The sequence below is a fragment of the Microbacterium murale genome (assembly GCF_014635185.1).
GTDB classification, from domain to species: domain Bacteria; phylum Actinomycetota; class Actinomycetes; order Actinomycetales; family Microbacteriaceae; genus Microbacterium; species Microbacterium murale.
The window spans coordinates 533,439-550,240 of the sequence record NZ_BMCM01000002.1; the positions used below are offsets into that span (position 1 = coordinate 533,439).

Genomic DNA, 16,802 nt, shown 5'->3' on the forward strand with positions numbered 1-16,802 from the left:
CACGGATGCCGGGGCATCCCCCGTATCTCGGCATACATCCGTGCATCTCGACCTACAAGTGTGCCGAGGCAGCCGAGACTGCAGCAGCGCCGGCCCCTACTCGACGGTGACGGACTTCGCGAGGTTGCGCGGCTGGTCCACGTCCAGGCCCTTGGCGGTGGCCAGGGCCATCGCGAAGATCTGCAGCGGCACGACGGCGAGCACCGGCTCGAACATGGGCCCGGCGAGCGGGATGTGGATGACCTCGTCGGCGAACGGGAGCACGGCGGCATCGCCCTCTTCGGCGATCACGATGACACGGGCACCGCGGGCGCGGATCTCCTGGATGTTCGAGACGACCTTGGAGTGGATCAGCGCGGAGTGGCGCGGCGACGGCACGATGACGAACACCGGTTGACCGGGCTCGATCAGGGCGATCGGGCCGTGCTTGAGCTCACCGGCGGCGAAGCCTTCGGCGTGGATGTACGAGATCTCCTTGAGCTTGAGCGCACCCTCGAGGGCGATCGGGTATCCGACGTGACGGCCGAGGAAGAGCACAGAGCGGGTGTCGGCCATCCAGCCGGCGAGCTGCGCGACGTGGTCGTTCTCCTTCTCGAGGACGCTGGCGATCTTGTCGGGCAGGTCGGCGAGCTCCGCAACCGCCGAATCGTCGGTCAGCGTCTGGCGCACGCGCCCCATGTGCAGACCGAGCAGCAGCAGCGCGGTGATCTGCGCCGAGAACGCCTTGGTCGATGCGACGGCGACCTCGGGGCCCGCGTGGGTGTAGACGACGGCATCCGACTCGCGAGGGATCGTTGCGCCCTGCGTGTTGCAGATCGACAGGGTGCGCGCACCGCGCTCGCGGGCGTACTTGACGGCCATGAGCGTGTCCATGGTCTCGCCGGACTGGCTGATCGAGATGACGAGCGTGTCGTCGCCGATCACCGGGTCGCGGTAGCGGAACTCGTGCGCGAGTTCGACGTCGGTCGCGACGCGGGCCCACTGCTCGATCGCGTATTTTCCGACGAGGGCTGCATAGGATGCTGTGCCGCAGGCCGTGATGATCACACGGTTGATGCCGATGAAGAGCTCGTCGAGCCCGTCGAGTTCGGGGATGACGACCTGTCCGTCGTGCACGCGGCCGAGGATCGTGTTCGCGACGGCCTGGGGCTGCTCGGCGACCTCCTTGGCCATGAAGGATGACCATCCGCCCTTCTCGGCGGCGGCGGCATCCCACGACACGTCGAACGGCTCTGCCTCGACCGGCGAACCGGAGAAGTCGGTGACGGTGACCTCGGAAGGCGTGATCGAGACGATCTGGTCCTGGCCGATCGCGAGCGCCTTGCGGGTGTGCTCGACGAAGGCTGCGACGTCGGATCCGAGGAAGTTCTCGCCCTCGCCGAGTCCGATCACGAGCGGAGAGTTGCGGCGAGCGCCGACGACCAGACCCGGGTGGTCCTCGTGCATCGCGAGCAGCGTGAACGCGCCCTCGAGGCGGTTGACGACGTTCTGGAACGCGTCCTGCAGGTTGCCGCTCTTGGCGTATTCGCGGCCGAGCAGGGCGGCGGCGACCTCGGTGTCGGTCTCGCTGCGGAACTCGACACCGGAAGCGAGCAGCTCTTCGCGCAGGGCCGAGAAGTTCTCGATGATGCCGTTGTGGATCACGGCGAGCTTGTCGTCATCGGCGAGATGCGGGTGCGCGTTGACGTCGGTCGGACCGCCGTGCGTCGCCCACCGGGTGTGACCGATGCCGGTCGTGCCGTCGCCGAGCGGCGCGTCGGCGAGCGAGTCGCGCAACATGCTGAGCTTGCCGGCCTTCTTGCGCATCCCGAGGTCGCCATTGCCATCGATGACCGCGATACCGGCGGAGTCATAGCCGCGATACTCCAGTCGGGCGAGGCCGGCGATAAGGATGTCCTGGCTGGGGCGCGGGCCCACGTATCCGACGATTCCACACATGGTCTCAAGAATAAGCGCCAAGTTTTGCGAGTCGTCCGAACGAACTTCGGATGCCGTCGCGTGCCCTCCGGAGGTGTCGCTTGCTGCCGCCTGAACCGCCGAGAAGCGGCACAACCAACCACCTCCCGCGAGTGCGACTCCGCGTCATCCCCCGGAGGTGTCGCTTGCTGCCGCCTGAACCGCCGAGAAGCGGCACAACCAACCACCTCCCGCGAGTGCGCACCAACCTCTCTACAACAGCGCGAGCAAGTGGTCGGCGATCGCCATCGAGCTGGTGGCCGCGGGCGACGGTGCGTTGCGCACGAGCGTCACGGCATCCACCTGATCGATGGCGAAGTCGTCGAGCAGCTCGCCCGCCCTCCCCCATGCCTGGGCTCGCACGCCTGCCGCATCCGTTCGGCGCAGGTCCGACATGCGCAACTCGGGGATGAAGCGCTGCGCCTTGCGGAAGTACCGCGGCTTCAGGATCGACGCGCTGACCTCGTCGATCCCCATCCGCCAATGCTGCCGGGCCAGCGGCAGCGCACCGGGCCATCGCAGCGATTCCCAGGTGTCCTTGACCGACAGACGCCGCCAGCTGTAGCCCTCACGGGCGAGCGCGGGAACGGCATTCGGGCCGACATGCACGTCGTCGTAGACGCCACGGGTGAAGTGCACGCCGAGGAACGGAAACCGCGGATCCGGCACCGGATAGATCATGCCGCGTACCAGCCCGGTGCGCTCGGGTCGCAGCGCCCAGTACTCGCCGCGGAACGGCAGGATCTTCGGCGAAGGATCCGCGCCGACGAATCGCGCGACGACGTCGGAGTGCAGCCCAGCGCAGACGACGAGGCGGTCGAACACGTGATCGGAGACGGCGGTGCGCACGCTCACGCGGCCACGTTCGGCGACGATCTCGGTCACCTCATGACCGAGAAGGATGCTGCCGCCCGCTGCGCGCACGTCCTGTGCCATGGCCTCGGTGATCGAGGTGTAGTCCACCACTGCCGTGTGTGGCGAGTGCACCGCGGCGACGCCGCTCGCATGCGGCTCGAGCTCTGCGATACGCGCGGGTGCATCGATGCGTTCCAGGTCGGGTACGCCGTTCGCGCGCGATCGCCGTTCGATCTCATCCAGGGCGCCGAGTTCGCTCGGGTCGACGGCGACAACGAGCTTGCCGACCTCGCGGTACGGCAGGCGCTTCTCCTCGCAGAACTCGCGCAGCTGTTCGCGCCCCACAGCGCAGAGCGTGGCTTTCAGCGACCCCGGTGCGTAGTACAGCCCGGCGTGTACGACACCAGAGTTGTGCCCGGTCTGATGCGCGGCGAGCCGCGCCTCCTTCTCGAGCACGGTGACCTCGTCGCCGCGCCTGCTGAGAGCGCGCGCGAGCGCCACGCCCACGATTCCGCCCCCGATGACCCCAGTTCGATTCCCCATGCGGTGAGCATACCGATGCGGATGCTGCGCCGTGAGCTGGTGCGGCCCGGCGGTGGCACCCGGAGGTGGTCCGAACGGCCGCATCAGGCGCCGCCACACGACACGAAGCGACACCTCCCCCGCCAGCCCGCGGCGACACCACACCGGCTCACACTCCACCGGGCGCGCCTCAGAGCTTGCGCAGCAACACGCTCTCGACGTTGTGGTCGGCTCCCTTGTTCAGCACCAGGCTCGCGCGGTGCCGGGTGGGCATCACGTTCTCGACGAGGTTCGGCATGTTGATGTCGTTCCAGTAGCCGAGGGCTGTGGTGACGGCCTCTTCATCGGTGAGGTGCGCAAACACGTTGAAGTATGACGACGGGTTGCTGAACGCGCCCTTGCGCAGTGCGAGGAACCGGTCGACGTACCACTTCTCGATGTAGGAGCTGTCGGCATCGACGAAGACCGAGAAGTCGAACAGGTCGCTCACGGCGACGTCGTTGGGCGCGGGCGGGGGCTGCAGCACGTTCAGCCCCTCGACGATCACGACATCCGGGCGCCGGACGACCACGTGCGCATCCGGGACGATGTCGTACCGCATGTGCGAGTAGAACGGAGCGCGCACCTCGGCCGCCCCCGACTTCACCTCGGTGAGGAACGACAGCAGTGCCCGGCGATCGTACGACTCGGGGAAGCCCTTGCGCTCCATGAGTCCGCGGCGCTCGAGCTCTGCGTTCGGGTAGAGGAATCCGTCTGTGGTGACGAGTTCGACCCGCGGCGTGCCCGGCCAGCGGCTCATCAGCTCGCGCAGCAAGCGGGCGATCGTCGACTTGCCGACGGCGACGGATCCTGCCACGCCGACCACGAATGGCGTCGTGGTGTCGGACTCCTGCAGGAACGAGCTGGTCGCCGCTCCGAGCTGCTTGGTCGCGGTCGCATAGAGACTGAGCAGGCGGCTCAGCGGCATGTAGACCTCGCGCACCTCATCCAGGCTCAGCCGATCGCCCAGGCCGCGGATCTCGACGACCTCGGTCTCGCTCAACGGCTGATCCAGGCCCGATGCCAACCGCGCCCATTCCGCACGCCCGATCTCTCGATACGGCGACAGGGGCAGCGTGGGGTCGGCGGTGGTCACGCGTTACATCGTATCGAAGCGGATGCTACGGCTCGCCCGCACCGGCCGTTCACTGAATCGAGCGTTGCTCTGCAGCTTTCATCGCCTGTCGATGTCGCCGGTCTCGGGGCCCTCTTCCGAGCAGACGAACGGATGCCGTCGGCACCAGTGCTCCCCGCCACCGCCGCTGCGGCTTCGCCTGCATCGACAGCCGCCCCTCGGCATCCGCCGTGATCACTCCGCTGGCGACGACCGCATCTCCGACACTGAGCAGCCGAGTGCGGATGTAGATCAACCCGAGGCGCTTCGCATGTTCGGCGAGGGTCCTGTCGGCGAAGCGCAGGCTCTCGATCGTCGCGCGCACACCGATCCGTCCTGACATCTCCACACCGGCTGGGCGCACGTACACGTAGGTGTTCCCGACGAGAACGTAGAACGCGGATGCCGCTGAATCGAAGTTCGTGCTCTCTTTGCGCTGTCGGAACGTCTGCACCCAGTTGTCCTTGACCTCGTGCGTGGCCTCGTCCCACTTGCCGACGTTCTCCTCCCACACGTCCTCACTGGTGCCGTCCGCGCTCCACGACACGCACGCGCCGCCGTACAGCGGGTCACGCTGCAGCGGCTCTCCCGGCGCCGCGACGATCTCACCCGCGAAGCTGCGCGGCCCAGGTACCGTGAAGTCGCGCCGCTGCACCGCGGTCTCGACACGCCAACGGCGGTGACTCCAGACGAGCCAGGCCCACCAGACGACGGTGCCGACGAACCAGATCGCTGCCACCCACAGCGCGAACTGCGACGGTTCCACGACGCGGACGCGGAACAGATTGACGATCCACAGCGCGAACGTCGCCCACATACCGAAAGACGCGAGCAGCGTGAGAACGCCGGCGGAGAGTCCGATCCAGGCCGGACGAAGCGCGTCCATCTCGCTGCGCCACGGTATCGAGAGCACGAAGACGCCGATGCCCGCGATGATCGCGACGATCAGCGGCAGATTGACGGTGAAATCGCCCCAGTCCGTGACGGCGGTCCACGCCAACGCGCTTCGCACGTCCTCGGCGGTGATCACCAGCACCACTGCCCCGATGAGCCCCAGAAGAATCGTCATCCCGATGAGTACGGGCATCGCTTCGCTCCCCAGCATCGATTGCGGATCCACCCCAGCGTCGATCCTGACGCCATCATGGCACCGCAACGGCGAGAAGACCACACACCGGTACTCTTCTTGCGTGCGCCTCGGAATCCTCGACATCGGTTCGAACACCGTCCACCTCCTCGCCGCGGATGCCCGACCAGGTGGCCGCCCGCTGGCGACGACGAGCGATCGCACGGTGGTGCGCCTGATGCGCTATCTCACGCCCGAGGGCGCGATCAGTGAAGAGGGCGTACAGGCGCTGGAAGCCGCGGTCACCAGGGCCCGCGAGATCGCCGTCACCGAACGCGTCGAGACCCTGCTGGCGACCGCGACCAGTGCCGTGCGCGAGGCGCTCAACGGCGAAGAGGTCATCGCCCGCATCGAGGCCGCTCTCGGCCAGCCGCTGCAGGTGCTCACCGGCGTGGAAGAGGCGGGGCTGACCTTCCTCGCCGTGCGGCGCTGGTTCGGATGGGATGCCGGACGCATCCTGCTGCTCGACATCGGCGGCGGGTCGTTCGAGTTCGCGGCCGGTGGCGACGAGGTGCCGGAGGTCGCGGCATCCGTTCCCCTCGGCGCCGGGCGCATGACCGTCCAGTTCCTGCCCGAGGACCCGCCGGGTGAGGATGCTGTCGAGCAGCTGCGTGCGCACGCCGCCGAACTGCTCGCGCCCGTGGCCGAGAATCTCAACGCCCTCCCCGCCCCGGATCACATGGTGGGCTCGTCGAAGGCGATCCGCTCCCTCGCGAACCTCGCAGGGCGAGAGGTGTCGGGTCTCGGCTTCGACCGCACGGTGCTCTCGCGTTCGTCATTGAAGGCATGGATCCCGCGGCTCGCCCGCATTCCGGCGATCGCTCGCCAGGAGCTGCCGGGGATCACACCGGACCGCACGTTCCAGATCGTCGCGGCCGCCGTCGTGCTGCACACCGCGATGAAGATGCTCGACATCGACGAACTCGAAGTGTCGCCGTGGGCGCTACGCGAGGGCGTGCTGCTGCGCTACACGGAGTCACTCAGCTGGGGCGGCGTCGGGATCTGATCAGATCCCTAAGACCAATCGAATCCCGTCGGTGATCTTCGAGAGCACGTAGGTCGGGACGTGTCCGACCGGATACGGTTCAACGTATTCGCGGCTGACCGGACCGATCTGTGAAACCACGGCGACGGAGTCTCGCCCGAGCCCGGATGCATCGATCGGAACGAGCACGTTGCCTGGAAAAGCCTCGAGCGCGATGTTCGACGTGAGTGGAACCACGAGCACAGTCGCGATATCTGATGCGAGGAGCCAGTCTTCTTGCAGAACGACAGCCGGCCGACGCTTGGCGGGCTCCGATCCCCGCGGTGAACCGAAATCAACCCAGACGACGTCGCCGTGCGAGATCACCAGCTCGTGCCTTCACCCACGATGTGTTCCGATTCGCGGAGGAACGGGGTGTCCGCAGAGGGTTGGCCGACTCGGGTGATGACCGAGTTCGCCAGCGCAGTCAATTCCGCTTCCCCTTCCAGCTCTTCTGCGAGACGTCGCCCGGCAAGACGATAGAACTCCGACCGGTTCATGCCGTGCCGGGCGGCCACGCGTTCGAATCGTTCGAAGTCGCCGTTCGGTATCGAGATCGCAGTCTTCATGATTAAAGTATAACTCGTTATACCGAACGGGCAAGGGTTGCGCGGCGTCGACGGAGGAGAGTGTCCAGGAGCCGACCCGCCGCACAGATACACTGACGCTCATGTGGAGGGATGGCGCAGCGCGCGCGACGGCGCCACCCGCGGCCGACCCCACGCACTTCGCCGGCGACCGGCGTTCGCGCTCGATCTGGCAGTGGCAGCTCATCCTCGGCTTCACCGTCGTGATGATCGCGCTCGGTGTGGCCCTGCTCACTCCCACGATGTTCACGGTCTGGGCGTTCGGTCTGGGCCTGATCTTCATCATCGCGATAACGATCGCCACCTTGGCCGTGCCGTGGCATCGGGTCGGCCCTGCCGGCGTGCTGGTCGTGCCGTTACTCGACATTCTCGCGGTCGGCCTGCTCGGCTACGGCAGCAGTCCGGCGATCGTCTTCCTCTGGGTGCTGCTGGTCGCGTGGATCGCGTCGTACTACTCCCCCGTCATCCTCATCTCCACGCTCTGCCTGATCGGATCGATCACGCTGGGAGGGCTCTTCCTCCGGGGCCTCACGGTCGACACCATCATCAACGCCGTCATCCTCATGGTCACTCTCGGCTTCGTCGGGGTCATCATGATGGTCGGCTCCGTGCGCAACCGCTCGACCCGACGGCTGCTGAGCGCACAGTCCGCTCGCCTCGCTCACGCCCTTCATCGCGTCACCGAGCAGAAGGCCCGCACTCGACGACTGATGGACTCGCTCGACGTCGGCGTCGCACGGGCAGGAAAGGGCGGACTGATCGAGATCTCGAACAACGCCTTTCACACGCTGTACGCCCTCGACGAATCAGCGCAGTTCCACCCGACGCTGGCCGTGGAGTATCACGAGCGCCGTGGAACGCCGGTGCCCCTCGCGCAGACGACGATCTCCCGCGCCATGCGAGGCGAGCTGTTCGAGGACGAGGTCGTGTGGCTGTTCGGGATCGATGGCGAATGGCGGGCCCTGAGTGCGTCCACCAGGGTGATGGGTGACGGCCAGGTCGCCAACGACGGCGTGCTGCTGATCGTGCGCGACGTGACCGAGTCGATCGACCCGCACGCCGATGCCTCTGCCAGGCGCCGCACCATGTCACATGAACTGCGCAATCCTCTCACCGCGATCCTCGGGCACATCGATCTGCTCATGGAGCGCGACGACATCACCGAGGCTGCGCACCGGCAGCTCGGCGTCGTCGAGCGTGCGGGCTCGCGGATGCAGCGCCTGATCGATGACGCACTCGTGAAGCCAGGCGAACGCGCCGACGAGACCGACGTGCACTTCGACCTCGCCGACATCGCACGGGCGTCGGTCGAGGGCTTCGCCCCGGTCGCGGATGCCGGCGGCATCGCCCTGGACGTCGATCTGGAGCAGTACCTCCCCCTGTGCGCAGACGCCTTCCGGTTGCGTCAGGTCGTCGACAACGTGATCAGCAATGCGATCAAGTACGTCCAGCGCGGCGGGAAGGTCAGTGTGCGCGGTCACTGCCCCGCCCCGGGCGAAGTCGCCCTCACCGTCACCGACACCGGCATCGGCATCGGCGACGACGACCTCCCCCGCATCTTCGAGCCCGACTTCCGCACCGACGTCGCCCGTGAGCAGGGAATCCCCGGCACTGGCCTCGGACTCGGCATCTCGCGCGACATCGTCCTCGCGCAGGGTGGCCGCATCGATGTGAAGAGCGATCTCGGTCAGGGCACCGAAGTCAGCATCGTCCTCCCCTCGTCTCGCGAGTCCCGCGAGTCGTCTCCGGAACGGAGCCCCGCATGATCAACTCCTCCCTGGTGATGCCCGTCATCGCCGTGGCGACGGTCGCCACCGTCATCTTCATCGCGCTGGGCTTCCTGCCGAGGCCCTCGCGCGCCACGGCGATCTGGTCCGCGGGCTTCGCGATCGCGATGGTCGGCGCGTACGTCTGGCTCGCCCACGAGATGCTCGATTCCGAGCCGCTGCGTGCGCTCGGGTCTGCGCTGGTCATCGCGCCGATGCCGCTGATGTGGTCGGGCCTGCGTGCGTATCGAGGCCTCGAACGTCAGTTCGTGGTGCTGTCCGCGACTTTCGTCGTGGTCATGCCGCTCTTCCTCGTCGCCACCATGTACTTCGGCGTATACGGGATCGGTTTCCGGGTGCTCTTCTCGTCGACAGCGGTGTTCGCGGTGCTCATGCTCGTGGAGCTCGTGCGCCTGGGGCCCCACCTGCGCGACGAAGCGCTTCCGCTCATGGCCGTCTCGGCGGCGTTCCTGGTGTTCGCCCTCATCACGATCATCAATGGGGTACTGGTTGCCAATGGCACCATCGGCGGCGCCGACAGCCTGCAGTTCCTGCGCACGCTCAACATGATCGGCATCACGGTCTACATCACCTGCAACCTCGTCACCTGTCTGCTGCTCACCACGCGCGCCGGCGACACGACGCTCTCGCCGCGCAACACCTTCGACAGCACGGTGCGCAACCGGCTCAATCGCGCCGAGGCCGCCTCCGACCCGTGGTGGTCGCTTCTCGACATCCGCCTGGATGACCCAGACGACATCCGCTCAGCATCCAGCAGCGCCGGGTTCAACTCCATCAGCGAGCGATTCGGTCGCGATGTCGACGCGGCGCTGCCCGCGGATGCTGACATCGAGCAGCTCAGCGCGACCCGGTTCATCGCGCTCGTGCCGCGCGCGCAGGGCGGCGTGCGCGAGGTGGTGACGGATCTGCTCGAGCGGGTGTCGACGATCGATGACCGCCAGCCGGTACCGATCCGGATGTCGGCGAGCGTCGGCTGGACGCAGGTTCCGGTGGCCGGCTACGACCTCGACGACCTGCTGGCATCCGCCTCCGCCGCGGCCGAGATCGCGCAGAGGGCGGGCGGCAACCGGTGGGAGCGGGTTCGCGAGACGACTCCATGACGCACCGGATCCATGCCCTGTAACATGACCGTGGAAGTCCCTGATTCCTGACGTTGAGTGAAAGAACTGCACAGATGCATGACGCCGCGCAGACGCAGAAGACTGCGGTGATCGTCGAAGACGATCAGGATGTGCGTGATCTTCTGGTTCGGGTGCTCCAAGCGGCAGGGTTCGCGACGGTCGCGGTCGACAACGGCATCGATGGAGTGAACGCCGTGCTCACGCATCAGCCGTTGATCACGACGCTCGATGTGAACATGCCGGGCATCGACGGGTTCGAGGCCGCGCGCCGCATCCGCACCCAGAGCGACACGTACATCATCATGCTCAGCGCCCTCGATGAAGAGGCCGACGTCGTGCTCGGCCTCAGTGCCGGCGCAGACGAGTACCTGAACAAGCCGTTCCGGCCGCGTGAGCTGCGGGCGCGGATCGAGGCGCTGCTGCGTCGTCCGCGCACTGGCACGGTGCCTGCCGTGCCCGCGTCATCGACTGCGGCGGCGCCGCAGGTGGCGGCCTCCGCCGCGCCGACGACCATGGGCATCGCCGATTCTCCGACGTCGACTCCGCCGTCGGATATGACCGTCCTCGAGTCGGCGCATCCGGGCGGGCCGCTCCCCGCCGGCGACGACAGCGCGTGGGTCGTGCACCGCGACCTGCGCCTGGACCCTGAGACCAGGATCGCGCTCATCGAAGACCGCGTGGTCGAGTTGACCCGCACCGAGTTCGATCTGCTGCACGCGCTGATGGAGTCGAAGCGCCGGGTGCGCAGCAAAGTCGAGCTCACACTTGTGCTGCGCGGCGAGTCGTACCTCACAACCGACTTCGTGGGCGAGGCTGACAAGCGCGCCATCGAAGCGCACATGACGAACCTGCGGCGCAAGCTGGGCGATGCTCCTACGCAGCCTCGCTACATCGAGACCGTACGCGGAGTCGGCTACCGTCTCACGTCTGAACGCGCCTGAGTTCGAGTTGTCTTCGCCGCGTGCGCGGCGGAAGCGCCGGCACGGGGCATCCGATCCTGCGCATGCGCTTCCCCAAGCGCATGCGCAGGTCTCGACCCCAGATGCCTCCCCCTCCTTCGCTCCCCACAGCGAAGGCTGTTGAACTCTGTCTTCATCGGATGCAGTGTGAGCGGGTCTGCGCTCCGACAATGCGATCCTGACTCCCCGACCTTGACCTAGCCACAAGGCCACCACAAGATTCCCCAAAGGTCCATGGAGTGTTAGCCATTTGTCCTACGCATTACTATGACTTTTGGTCGGCCAAGATGCATTGACCCGCGCATTCCGGCATGACCCTTCATTCAACCTTTAGACGGCACGATGGGCTACTTGGGTGCACGTTGAGGCAGGTTCCATAGCTTCAGAACATGACATCGAGCCACATTGAAACCGTCCCTTCGCAGGAGCGCCGCAACAAGCGCCGCCCGTTCATCGCCTTCGGCCTCGCGGTACTCGCCATCGGCGGTATCGGCGCCGCAGCGACGAGCGCCGCGTGGACCGACAACGGCTGGTTCAGCGCCTCCGCCAGCGCCGCCACCTTCGATCTGCAGGTGTCGCTCGATGGAAAGACCTGGTCTCAGGGTGCCGCGAAGACGGTTGACGGCGTCACGACCATCGACGTCAAGGTCCCGTCGACCGCGTACGCCAACCTGCTGCCCGGTCAGAAGCGCGACGTGAACCTCTGGGTGCGCAACGACAGCTCCGTCGCTGCCAATCTCACCAAGACGGTCGGCTTCGCCGAAGGCTCGACGTTCGCGGCGAACCCATCCGCCACGCTCTCCGGCCTCGCCGAGACGCTCGCACCGACGGGCCAGACCGGCTCGGACGACCAGTTCCTGCTGTCGCTCACGACCCCTGCCGATTGGACTTCGGCGAACGTCGGCAAGTCCGGCACCGTGGTCGTGACGCTGACCGCCACCGCGACTTCCTGATCACTAGCCACTAAGACACGAGACACCGAGACACGAGGGAACCATAATGCAGGCACTGCGTCGCGTCGCCATGGCTGCGTTGTGGACCCTCGCGGCGATCGGCGTCGCGTGCGGCGTGGTCTGGGCGCTGACGTCGCTCGGGTTCATCAAGCCGCTGGTCGTGATCTCCGGCTCGATGGAGCCCGGGATCATGACCGGAGACCTGATCATCGACACTCGCGTGCCGGCATCCGATCTGGTCGTCGGCGACGTCATCAGCCTGCCGAGCGAGCTGACCGAAGATCTGGTCACGCACCGCATCGCGGCGATCGAGCCGGCCGTCGACGGCGGATACACGATCACCATGAAGGGCGACAACAACGACTACACCGACGCGCTCGACTACGCGGTGTCGGGTGAGGTCTGGCAGCCGTCGCTCCAGTTCTCCGGCTGGGGCACCGTGCTCATGCGCCTGACCACGCCCGCTGTGGCGGTGCCACTGATGGTGGGTCTTCTCGGACTGCTGGGGCTCACCATGCTGACGCCTCCCGCTGCCAGACCTCGTCCGGCGCCGAAGGTCGCACGGGCATGAAGAACAAGCGCTTCGTCGCGCTCGCGATCGCGCTTCTGATCGGCGGTGGCTTGGGGGCGGCCGCTGCCGATCAGGGACTCGAGCGCACCTCCGCATCGTGGACCGATCAGGGACAGGTGGCTGCGGCGGTGACGGCAGGCACCTGGACGACCACCACGGCGAGTACCTGCGTCGCCTACGGCGACAACCGGGTCCAGCTCGCCGGATGCAGCGTCGTCGGCACTTCGTACTACTTCGGGTGGGTCGATTCCGGAAAGCACTATCGGAACTACTACCTGAACTTCGACGTTCCCAGCGGAACCCGCTGGGTCAGCTTCGACGTCGATCTGAGCACATTGCAGGGGAATGAGACGACGTGGTCCTGGACCTCGTCGAAGGTGCTCTCCGGCGCGCAGTTCACGTCGCGTGACGGCTGGAACTGCAGCCAATTGCCACGTGCGCGCGGCACAGGACTCGAGTGGCAGACGCACTCGATCTACTTCAAGGTCGTGGAGAACGATCCCAGCGCGTCCGCGATGTGCTCCTGATGGACGCGGCGTCATCACAGATGATCGCTGTCGTCATCGACGATGATGCCGCCGAGCACTCATCGGTGATCGAGGTGCTCGCACGAGCCGGGCTCGCCGTGCATTCCGTCTCCCCTGCCACGGCGGTCGAGTCCGTTCGCCGGTACTCACCTGTCGTCACCGTGCTGGGCATCGACATCCCCGACGCCGACGGTTTCGAGATCGCGCGGCGCATCCGCGCGGACAGCGCAACGTATCTGATCGTGCTCAGCACGAGATCCGCGCAGAGCGACGTGATTCTGGGATACCAGTCCGGGGCGGATTGTTACATGACCAAGCCGCTGCGCCCGCTCGAGCTCCGCGCCAGGGTCGAGGCGATGCTGCGTCGCGCGCGCCGGTCGTAGGCGGGCTCCGTCGTGCTCAGGCTCGCTCAAGGAGCGTCTCGTAAGCTGTCGCTCATGCCGTCGTCCCGCGTTCCGCCCATCGCGATCTTCGCGCGCGTGATGCTCGTGCCGTATGCCCTGGCGCTGGCCCTGATCGTCTGGTTGCCTGCGACCGCAGCATCCAAGGTGACCGGCATCGTCTTCCGCTTCGCGCGTTACGTGAGCGAGCACTCGACCATCTCTCTCGCCACCAGCTACACGGTGTTCGAATTCCTCGCGAACATCGCGCTGTTCGTGCCCCTCGGCCTGCTGTTGGTCGCCGCGTGGCCCCGGTCGAACGCCTGGGTGGTATTGCTGTTGGGCTATTCGGCGAGCGCGACGATCGAACTGGTGCAGACGTTGCTGCCCAGCCGGTACCCGACTCTGTCGGATGTCATCGCGAACACCATCGGCACCGCGATCGGGTGCCTCGCCGTTCGCCTGTTCGTGCAGCGGCATCCTGCTCCGAGGACCGTGCGAGCCTCTACGGTGGAAGCATGATCTTTCCCTCCTCTGACTCGCCGCCTCCGGGCGTCAGCCGTCGCGAATGGCGTCGGCGGATCGCGAGCGAGACGCCGCAGGATGCACCGGTACAGGCGCGCCCGGTGCCGGCGGACCCGCAGTCGAGCCGGTTGCAAGCCGACCAGGCGCCGGACGTGCAGGATGCTGCGCAGCCGAGCCCCCCGCATGCGCTGACGATCCTCACCGTGTGCACCGGCAACATCTGCCGCTCGCCCATGGCAGAAGTGCTGCTGCGTGCCCGGCTCGAGCCGCTCGGTGTGCGCGTGCACAGCGCCGGCACGCACGCGCTGGTCGATCACGAGATGACCGCGCCCGCGCAGGCGCTCGCCGTCAAGTCGGGGGCAAAGCCGGCGGATGCTACAGCTCACGCCGCCCGTTATCTGGTGGAGCCCTACCTGCTGGATGCCGACCTGGTGCTCGCCATGGCGCGCGAGCATCGCTCGTATGCCGTCAAGATGGTGCCGAGCCGCATGCGGCGCACGTTCACGGTCAGGGAATTCGCACGGCTCGCGTCAACGCTCAGCACTGAGGCCGCGCGCGCCGCGGCCGACGCCGCCGGGACCGACCCGAAAGCGCGGCTCGCCGCCGTTCTGCAGGCGGTCAGCGCCCAGCGCGGCCTCATGCCCGCTACTCCCGAAGACGACGACGTGATCGACCCCTACCGCCGCTCGCAGGAGACGTACGCGAAGTCGGCCGCGCAGCTGATCCCCGCGCTGGATGAGGTCGAGCGGGTCGTGCGAGCGGCTCTGGGGTGAGCAACGCACTATAGAGGCGCAGCGGCTCACGGCATCTCCACGGCGTCCGCCTCCTACGATGGAGATCATGACGACGAGAGCCGAGCTGCGTGCTGAGAAGACGCGCCGACCCCTGCTGCGTAGCTTCCGTTTCTGGATTCCCGTCGGGATTCTGTTGCTGCTGTTGGTGCTCGCCGTCGCGGGTGGCGTCGTCGGGAAACGCCTCTACGACCAGGCGATGGACGTACGCGGACACCTTGTGAATGCCGTCGCTGAGGTCAAAGAGGTGCAGCGTGCCATCACTGCGGGCGACTTAGAGTCTGCATCGACCGCCTCCGACCGGCTGACGGCTCAGACCGAGGCTGCTGTTGCGGGAAGCAGCGGACGCCTTTGGACGTTCGCCTCCTCGACTCCGTTTATCGGAGGTAATCTGACTGCAGTTCGACAAATCGCAGTAACTACAAACCAGTTGGCTTCCGATGTCGTTGCCCCCGCGAGCACCATCAGCCTTGAAGCCTTTCGTCCTCAGGAGGGGCGAATCAACCTGGAAGCGATCACTGGCATCGCCGCCCTCATCGATCAGATCGAGACCGGGATTGATGATGCTGTGGTCTCGCTCGAGAGGATCGATCGAGGAGGCCTTGTCGATCAAGTATCTAGCGGCATAGACCAGTTGGACGGAGCATTGGCCGAGGTCCAGCCGATGATCCAACCGGTACGCGACATCGTAGAGGTCTTGCCAAATGCGCTCGGCGCGGATGGGCCACGGAACTATCTGCTGATGTTCCAGGGAAACTCTGAAGCACGCAGTCTCGGCGGCAATGCCGCTATTTTCATCGTGCTCCGCGCCGAGAACGGCGGTTTGTCTATTGTCGATGAGATCGCCAGCCAGCAGTTCCACAACGCACCCTCGACCCCGGTGACCGAGCTAGACCCCGAGGCCGTCAATATATTTGGCGACAAGATCGGTCGCTACACTGCGGACTTCACAATGGTTCCGGACTTCCCCGAAGCCGTTCGCATTCTCAGCGCGTGGTGGGAACGTGAGGGGTTCACACCGTTCGATGCCGTGTTGTCGTTCGACCCTGTCGCGCTCTCTTATCTACTCTCAGCCACAGGGCCGGTTCAGCTGCCAACTGGAGACACGCTGAGCTCGGACAACGCTGTCAGTTTGCTGCTGAACGAGGCGTACTTCAGGTACTCGGATCCAATCGAACAGAACGTATTCTTCGGCGCTGCAGCGAGCGGTGTCTTCAACGCTGTGACGAGCGGCACATTCGACCCCGTGAAGTTCGTTGCCGCGCTCACGCGCGCCGCGGATGAAGGACGGTTGCTCTACTGGACCACGAACGCACGAGAAACCGAGTTAGTCCAGGGTTCCCGTATGGAAGGAGTCCTGCCTGCAGACAACAAAGGCCAGACAGCGCTCGGTGTGTACGTGAACGACAACACCGGCTCCAAAATGAGCTACTACCTGGATCTAAGCATTGATGCGTGTCGCGCCGAAGACAGCGTGACCGCTGAAGCAACGTTGTCGTCCAACATCACAGCCGAACAAGCGGCCGCGCTTCCCCGATATATCAGCGGACCTTACTTCACACCCGGCGACATCAGTACCTACGTTGTGCTTTATGGTCCTGTCGGAACCTCGGTGACGGACGTCACGATCGACGGCGCACCCGCGCACATTCTCGCGTCGGGCTCCCACCTCGGGCGGCCCGTCGTGAAGGTAGAGATCGCCAACAACCTCGTCAGTTCACACACTCTTTCGCTCACCTATAGCGGCCTCAGCTCTAACGATGGGCCACTTACAGTATGGAACACCCCCTTAACGCGGCCAACAAACACCGAGATCAGCCAATCATGCGACGAGTAGGTTCGATCATCTCCGGCCCCTCCAAGTCCGGAATGCTTGGATCTGACGGTCCCGGCGTCTGAGATCTTTAGTTCGGTCCGCTGAGAAGACACCGATCCACAGTTCGGCACCGGCACCGCTGATCCAGT

The 16,802-nt window shown here is 66.0% G+C and carries 17 protein-coding genes; 11 read left to right on the forward strand and 6 right to left on the reverse strand.

The window, feature by feature from the left end; all coding sequences use genetic code 11:
* Nucleotides 1–96: 96 nt before the first annotated feature.
* From glmS to IEV67_RS08950, 4 genes are all read right to left on the reverse strand, one after another.
* The gene (gene glmS, locus IEV67_RS08935) at nucleotides 97–1,938 is read right to left on the reverse strand and encodes a glutamine--fructose-6-phosphate transaminase (isomerizing) (RefSeq protein ID WP_188436215.1); all 1,842 of its coding nucleotides are present in this window, start codon (nucleotides 1,936–1,938) and stop codon (nucleotides 97–99) included.
* Nucleotides 1,939–2,169: 231 nt separating this feature from the next.
* Nucleotides 2,170–3,354: an L-2-hydroxyglutarate dehydrogenase gene (gene lhgD / locus IEV67_RS08940; RefSeq protein ID WP_188436216.1), complete on the reverse strand. Its 1,185-nt coding sequence runs from the start codon at nucleotides 3,352–3,354 to the stop codon at nucleotides 2,170–2,172.
* A gap of 169 nt (nucleotides 3,355–3,523) precedes the next feature.
* The gene (gene coaA, locus IEV67_RS08945) at nucleotides 3,524–4,468 is read right to left on the reverse strand and encodes a type I pantothenate kinase (RefSeq protein ID WP_188436217.1); all 945 of its coding nucleotides are present in this window, start codon (nucleotides 4,466–4,468) and stop codon (nucleotides 3,524–3,526) included.
* Between the two features lie 49 nt (nucleotides 4,469–4,517).
* Complete coding sequence (locus tag IEV67_RS08950) at nucleotides 4,518–5,573, reverse strand: hypothetical protein (protein WP_188436218.1); 1,056 nt, start codon at nucleotides 5,571–5,573, stop codon at nucleotides 4,518–4,520.
* 103 nt (nucleotides 5,574–5,676) lie between these two features.
* On the opposite strand from IEV67_RS08950, the gene IEV67_RS08955 reads away from it, so the two are divergent.
* Entirely contained in the window at nucleotides 5,677–6,618 is a 942-nt protein-coding gene (locus tag IEV67_RS08955) for a Ppx/GppA phosphatase family protein (RefSeq protein ID WP_188436219.1), read from the forward strand.
* On the opposite strand, the gene IEV67_RS08960 is transcribed toward IEV67_RS08955, so the two are convergent.
* Entirely contained in the window at nucleotides 6,619–6,963 is a 345-nt protein-coding gene (locus IEV67_RS08960) for a type II toxin-antitoxin system PemK/MazF family toxin (RefSeq protein ID WP_033104994.1), read from the reverse strand. It abuts the gene before it with no gap.
* Nucleotides 6,960–7,205 carry a CopG family transcriptional regulator gene (locus tag IEV67_RS08965; protein ID WP_188436220.1) on the reverse strand — a complete coding sequence of 82 codons (246 nt, stop codon included), beginning with the start codon at nucleotides 7,203–7,205 and terminating at the stop codon, nucleotides 6,960–6,962. Before IEV67_RS08965 ends, IEV67_RS08960 begins: the two co-directional genes overlap by 4 nt.
* Before the next feature lie 101 nt (nucleotides 7,206–7,306).
* Between IEV67_RS08965 and IEV67_RS08970 the strand changes: the two genes are divergently transcribed.
* The 10 genes from IEV67_RS08970 to IEV67_RS09015 all read left to right on the forward strand — a co-directional run bounded on the left by IEV67_RS08970 (nucleotide 7,307) and on the right by IEV67_RS09015 (nucleotide 16,674).
* Nucleotides 7,307–8,989 (forward strand): sensor histidine kinase, encoded by a 1,683-nt coding sequence (locus IEV67_RS08970; protein WP_188436221.1) that lies wholly within the window; start codon nucleotides 7,307–7,309, stop codon nucleotides 8,987–8,989.
* A complete protein-coding gene (locus tag IEV67_RS08975) occupies nucleotides 8,986–10,110 on the forward strand; it encodes a hypothetical protein (RefSeq protein ID WP_188436222.1) in 1,125 nt (374 codons plus the stop codon). The genes IEV67_RS08970 and IEV67_RS08975 overlap by 4 nt, the downstream gene beginning before the upstream one ends.
* Before the next feature lie 74 nt (nucleotides 10,111–10,184).
* Nucleotides 10,185–11,072, forward strand: a complete 888-nt coding sequence (locus IEV67_RS08980; protein ID WP_188436223.1) for a response regulator transcription factor — start codon at nucleotides 10,185–10,187, stop codon at nucleotides 11,070–11,072.
* A 407-nt stretch (nucleotides 11,073–11,479) separates the two neighbouring features.
* A complete protein-coding gene (locus IEV67_RS08985) occupies nucleotides 11,480–12,043 on the forward strand; it encodes a hypothetical protein (protein ID WP_188436224.1) in 564 nt (187 codons plus the stop codon).
* A gap of 46 nt (nucleotides 12,044–12,089) precedes the next feature.
* Complete coding sequence (locus IEV67_RS08990) at nucleotides 12,090–12,614, forward strand: signal peptidase I (protein ID WP_052166712.1); 525 nt, start codon at nucleotides 12,090–12,092, stop codon at nucleotides 12,612–12,614.
* Nucleotides 12,611–13,141 carry a hypothetical protein gene (locus tag IEV67_RS08995; RefSeq protein ID WP_188436225.1) on the forward strand — a complete coding sequence of 177 codons (531 nt, stop codon included), beginning with the start codon at nucleotides 12,611–12,613 and terminating at the stop codon, nucleotides 13,139–13,141. The genes IEV67_RS08990 and IEV67_RS08995 overlap by 4 nt, the downstream gene beginning before the upstream one ends.
* Entirely contained in the window at nucleotides 13,141–13,524 is a 384-nt protein-coding gene (locus IEV67_RS09000; RefSeq protein ID WP_188436226.1) for a response regulator transcription factor, read from the forward strand. Before IEV67_RS08995 ends, IEV67_RS09000 begins: the two co-directional genes overlap by 1 nt.
* A 54-nt stretch (nucleotides 13,525–13,578) precedes the next feature.
* Nucleotides 13,579–14,043 (forward strand): VanZ family protein, encoded by a 465-nt coding sequence (locus tag IEV67_RS09005; protein WP_188436227.1) that lies wholly within the window; start codon nucleotides 13,579–13,581, stop codon nucleotides 14,041–14,043.
* Nucleotides 14,040–14,819: an arsenate reductase/protein-tyrosine-phosphatase family protein gene (locus IEV67_RS09010; protein ID WP_188436228.1), complete on the forward strand. Its 780-nt coding sequence runs from the start codon at nucleotides 14,040–14,042 to the stop codon at nucleotides 14,817–14,819. The genes IEV67_RS09005 and IEV67_RS09010 overlap by 4 nt, the downstream gene beginning before the upstream one ends.
* Before the next feature lie 67 nt (nucleotides 14,820–14,886).
* Entirely contained in the window at nucleotides 14,887–16,674 is a 1,788-nt protein-coding gene (locus IEV67_RS09015) for a DUF4012 domain-containing protein (protein ID WP_188436229.1), read from the forward strand.
* Nucleotides 16,675–16,802 lie beyond the last annotated feature (128 nt).

What these genes read in the sequence shown, in the direction of transcription:
- glmS (WP_188436215.1), bottom strand. Translation starts at nt 1,938, where the DNA reads ATGTGTGGAATCGTCGGATACGTGGGCCCGCGCCCCAGCCAGGACATC.
- lhgD (WP_188436216.1), bottom strand. Translation starts at nt 3,354, where the DNA reads ATGGGGAATCGAACTGGGGTCATCGGGGGCGGAATCGTGGGCGTGGCG.
- IEV67_RS08950 (WP_188436218.1), bottom strand. Translation starts at nt 5,573, where the DNA reads ATGCCCGTACTCATCGGGATGACGATTCTTCTGGGGCTCATCGGGGCA.
- IEV67_RS08965 (WP_188436220.1), bottom strand. Translation starts at nt 7,205, where the DNA reads ATGAAGACTGCGATCTCGATACCGAACGGCGACTTCGAACGATTCGAA.
- IEV67_RS08970 (WP_188436221.1), top strand. Translation starts at nt 7,307, where the DNA reads ATGTGGAGGGATGGCGCAGCGCGCGCGACGGCGCCACCCGCGGCCGAC.
- IEV67_RS08975 (WP_188436222.1), top strand. Translation starts at nt 8,986, where the DNA reads ATGATCAACTCCTCCCTGGTGATGCCCGTCATCGCCGTGGCGACGGTC.
- IEV67_RS08980 (WP_188436223.1), top strand. Translation starts at nt 10,185, where the DNA reads ATGCATGACGCCGCGCAGACGCAGAAGACTGCGGTGATCGTCGAAGAC.
- IEV67_RS08985 (WP_188436224.1), top strand. Translation starts at nt 11,480, where the DNA reads ATGACATCGAGCCACATTGAAACCGTCCCTTCGCAGGAGCGCCGCAAC.
- IEV67_RS08990 (WP_052166712.1), top strand. Translation starts at nt 12,090, where the DNA reads ATGCAGGCACTGCGTCGCGTCGCCATGGCTGCGTTGTGGACCCTCGCG.
- IEV67_RS08995 (WP_188436225.1), top strand. Translation starts at nt 12,611, where the DNA reads ATGAAGAACAAGCGCTTCGTCGCGCTCGCGATCGCGCTTCTGATCGGC.
- IEV67_RS09000 (WP_188436226.1), top strand. Translation starts at nt 13,141, where the DNA reads ATGGACGCGGCGTCATCACAGATGATCGCTGTCGTCATCGACGATGAT.
- IEV67_RS09005 (WP_188436227.1), top strand. Translation starts at nt 13,579, where the DNA reads ATGCCGTCGTCCCGCGTTCCGCCCATCGCGATCTTCGCGCGCGTGATG.
- IEV67_RS09010 (WP_188436228.1), top strand. Translation starts at nt 14,040, where the DNA reads ATGATCTTTCCCTCCTCTGACTCGCCGCCTCCGGGCGTCAGCCGTCGC.
- IEV67_RS09015 (WP_188436229.1), top strand. Translation starts at nt 14,887, where the DNA reads ATGACGACGAGAGCCGAGCTGCGTGCTGAGAAGACGCGCCGACCCCTG.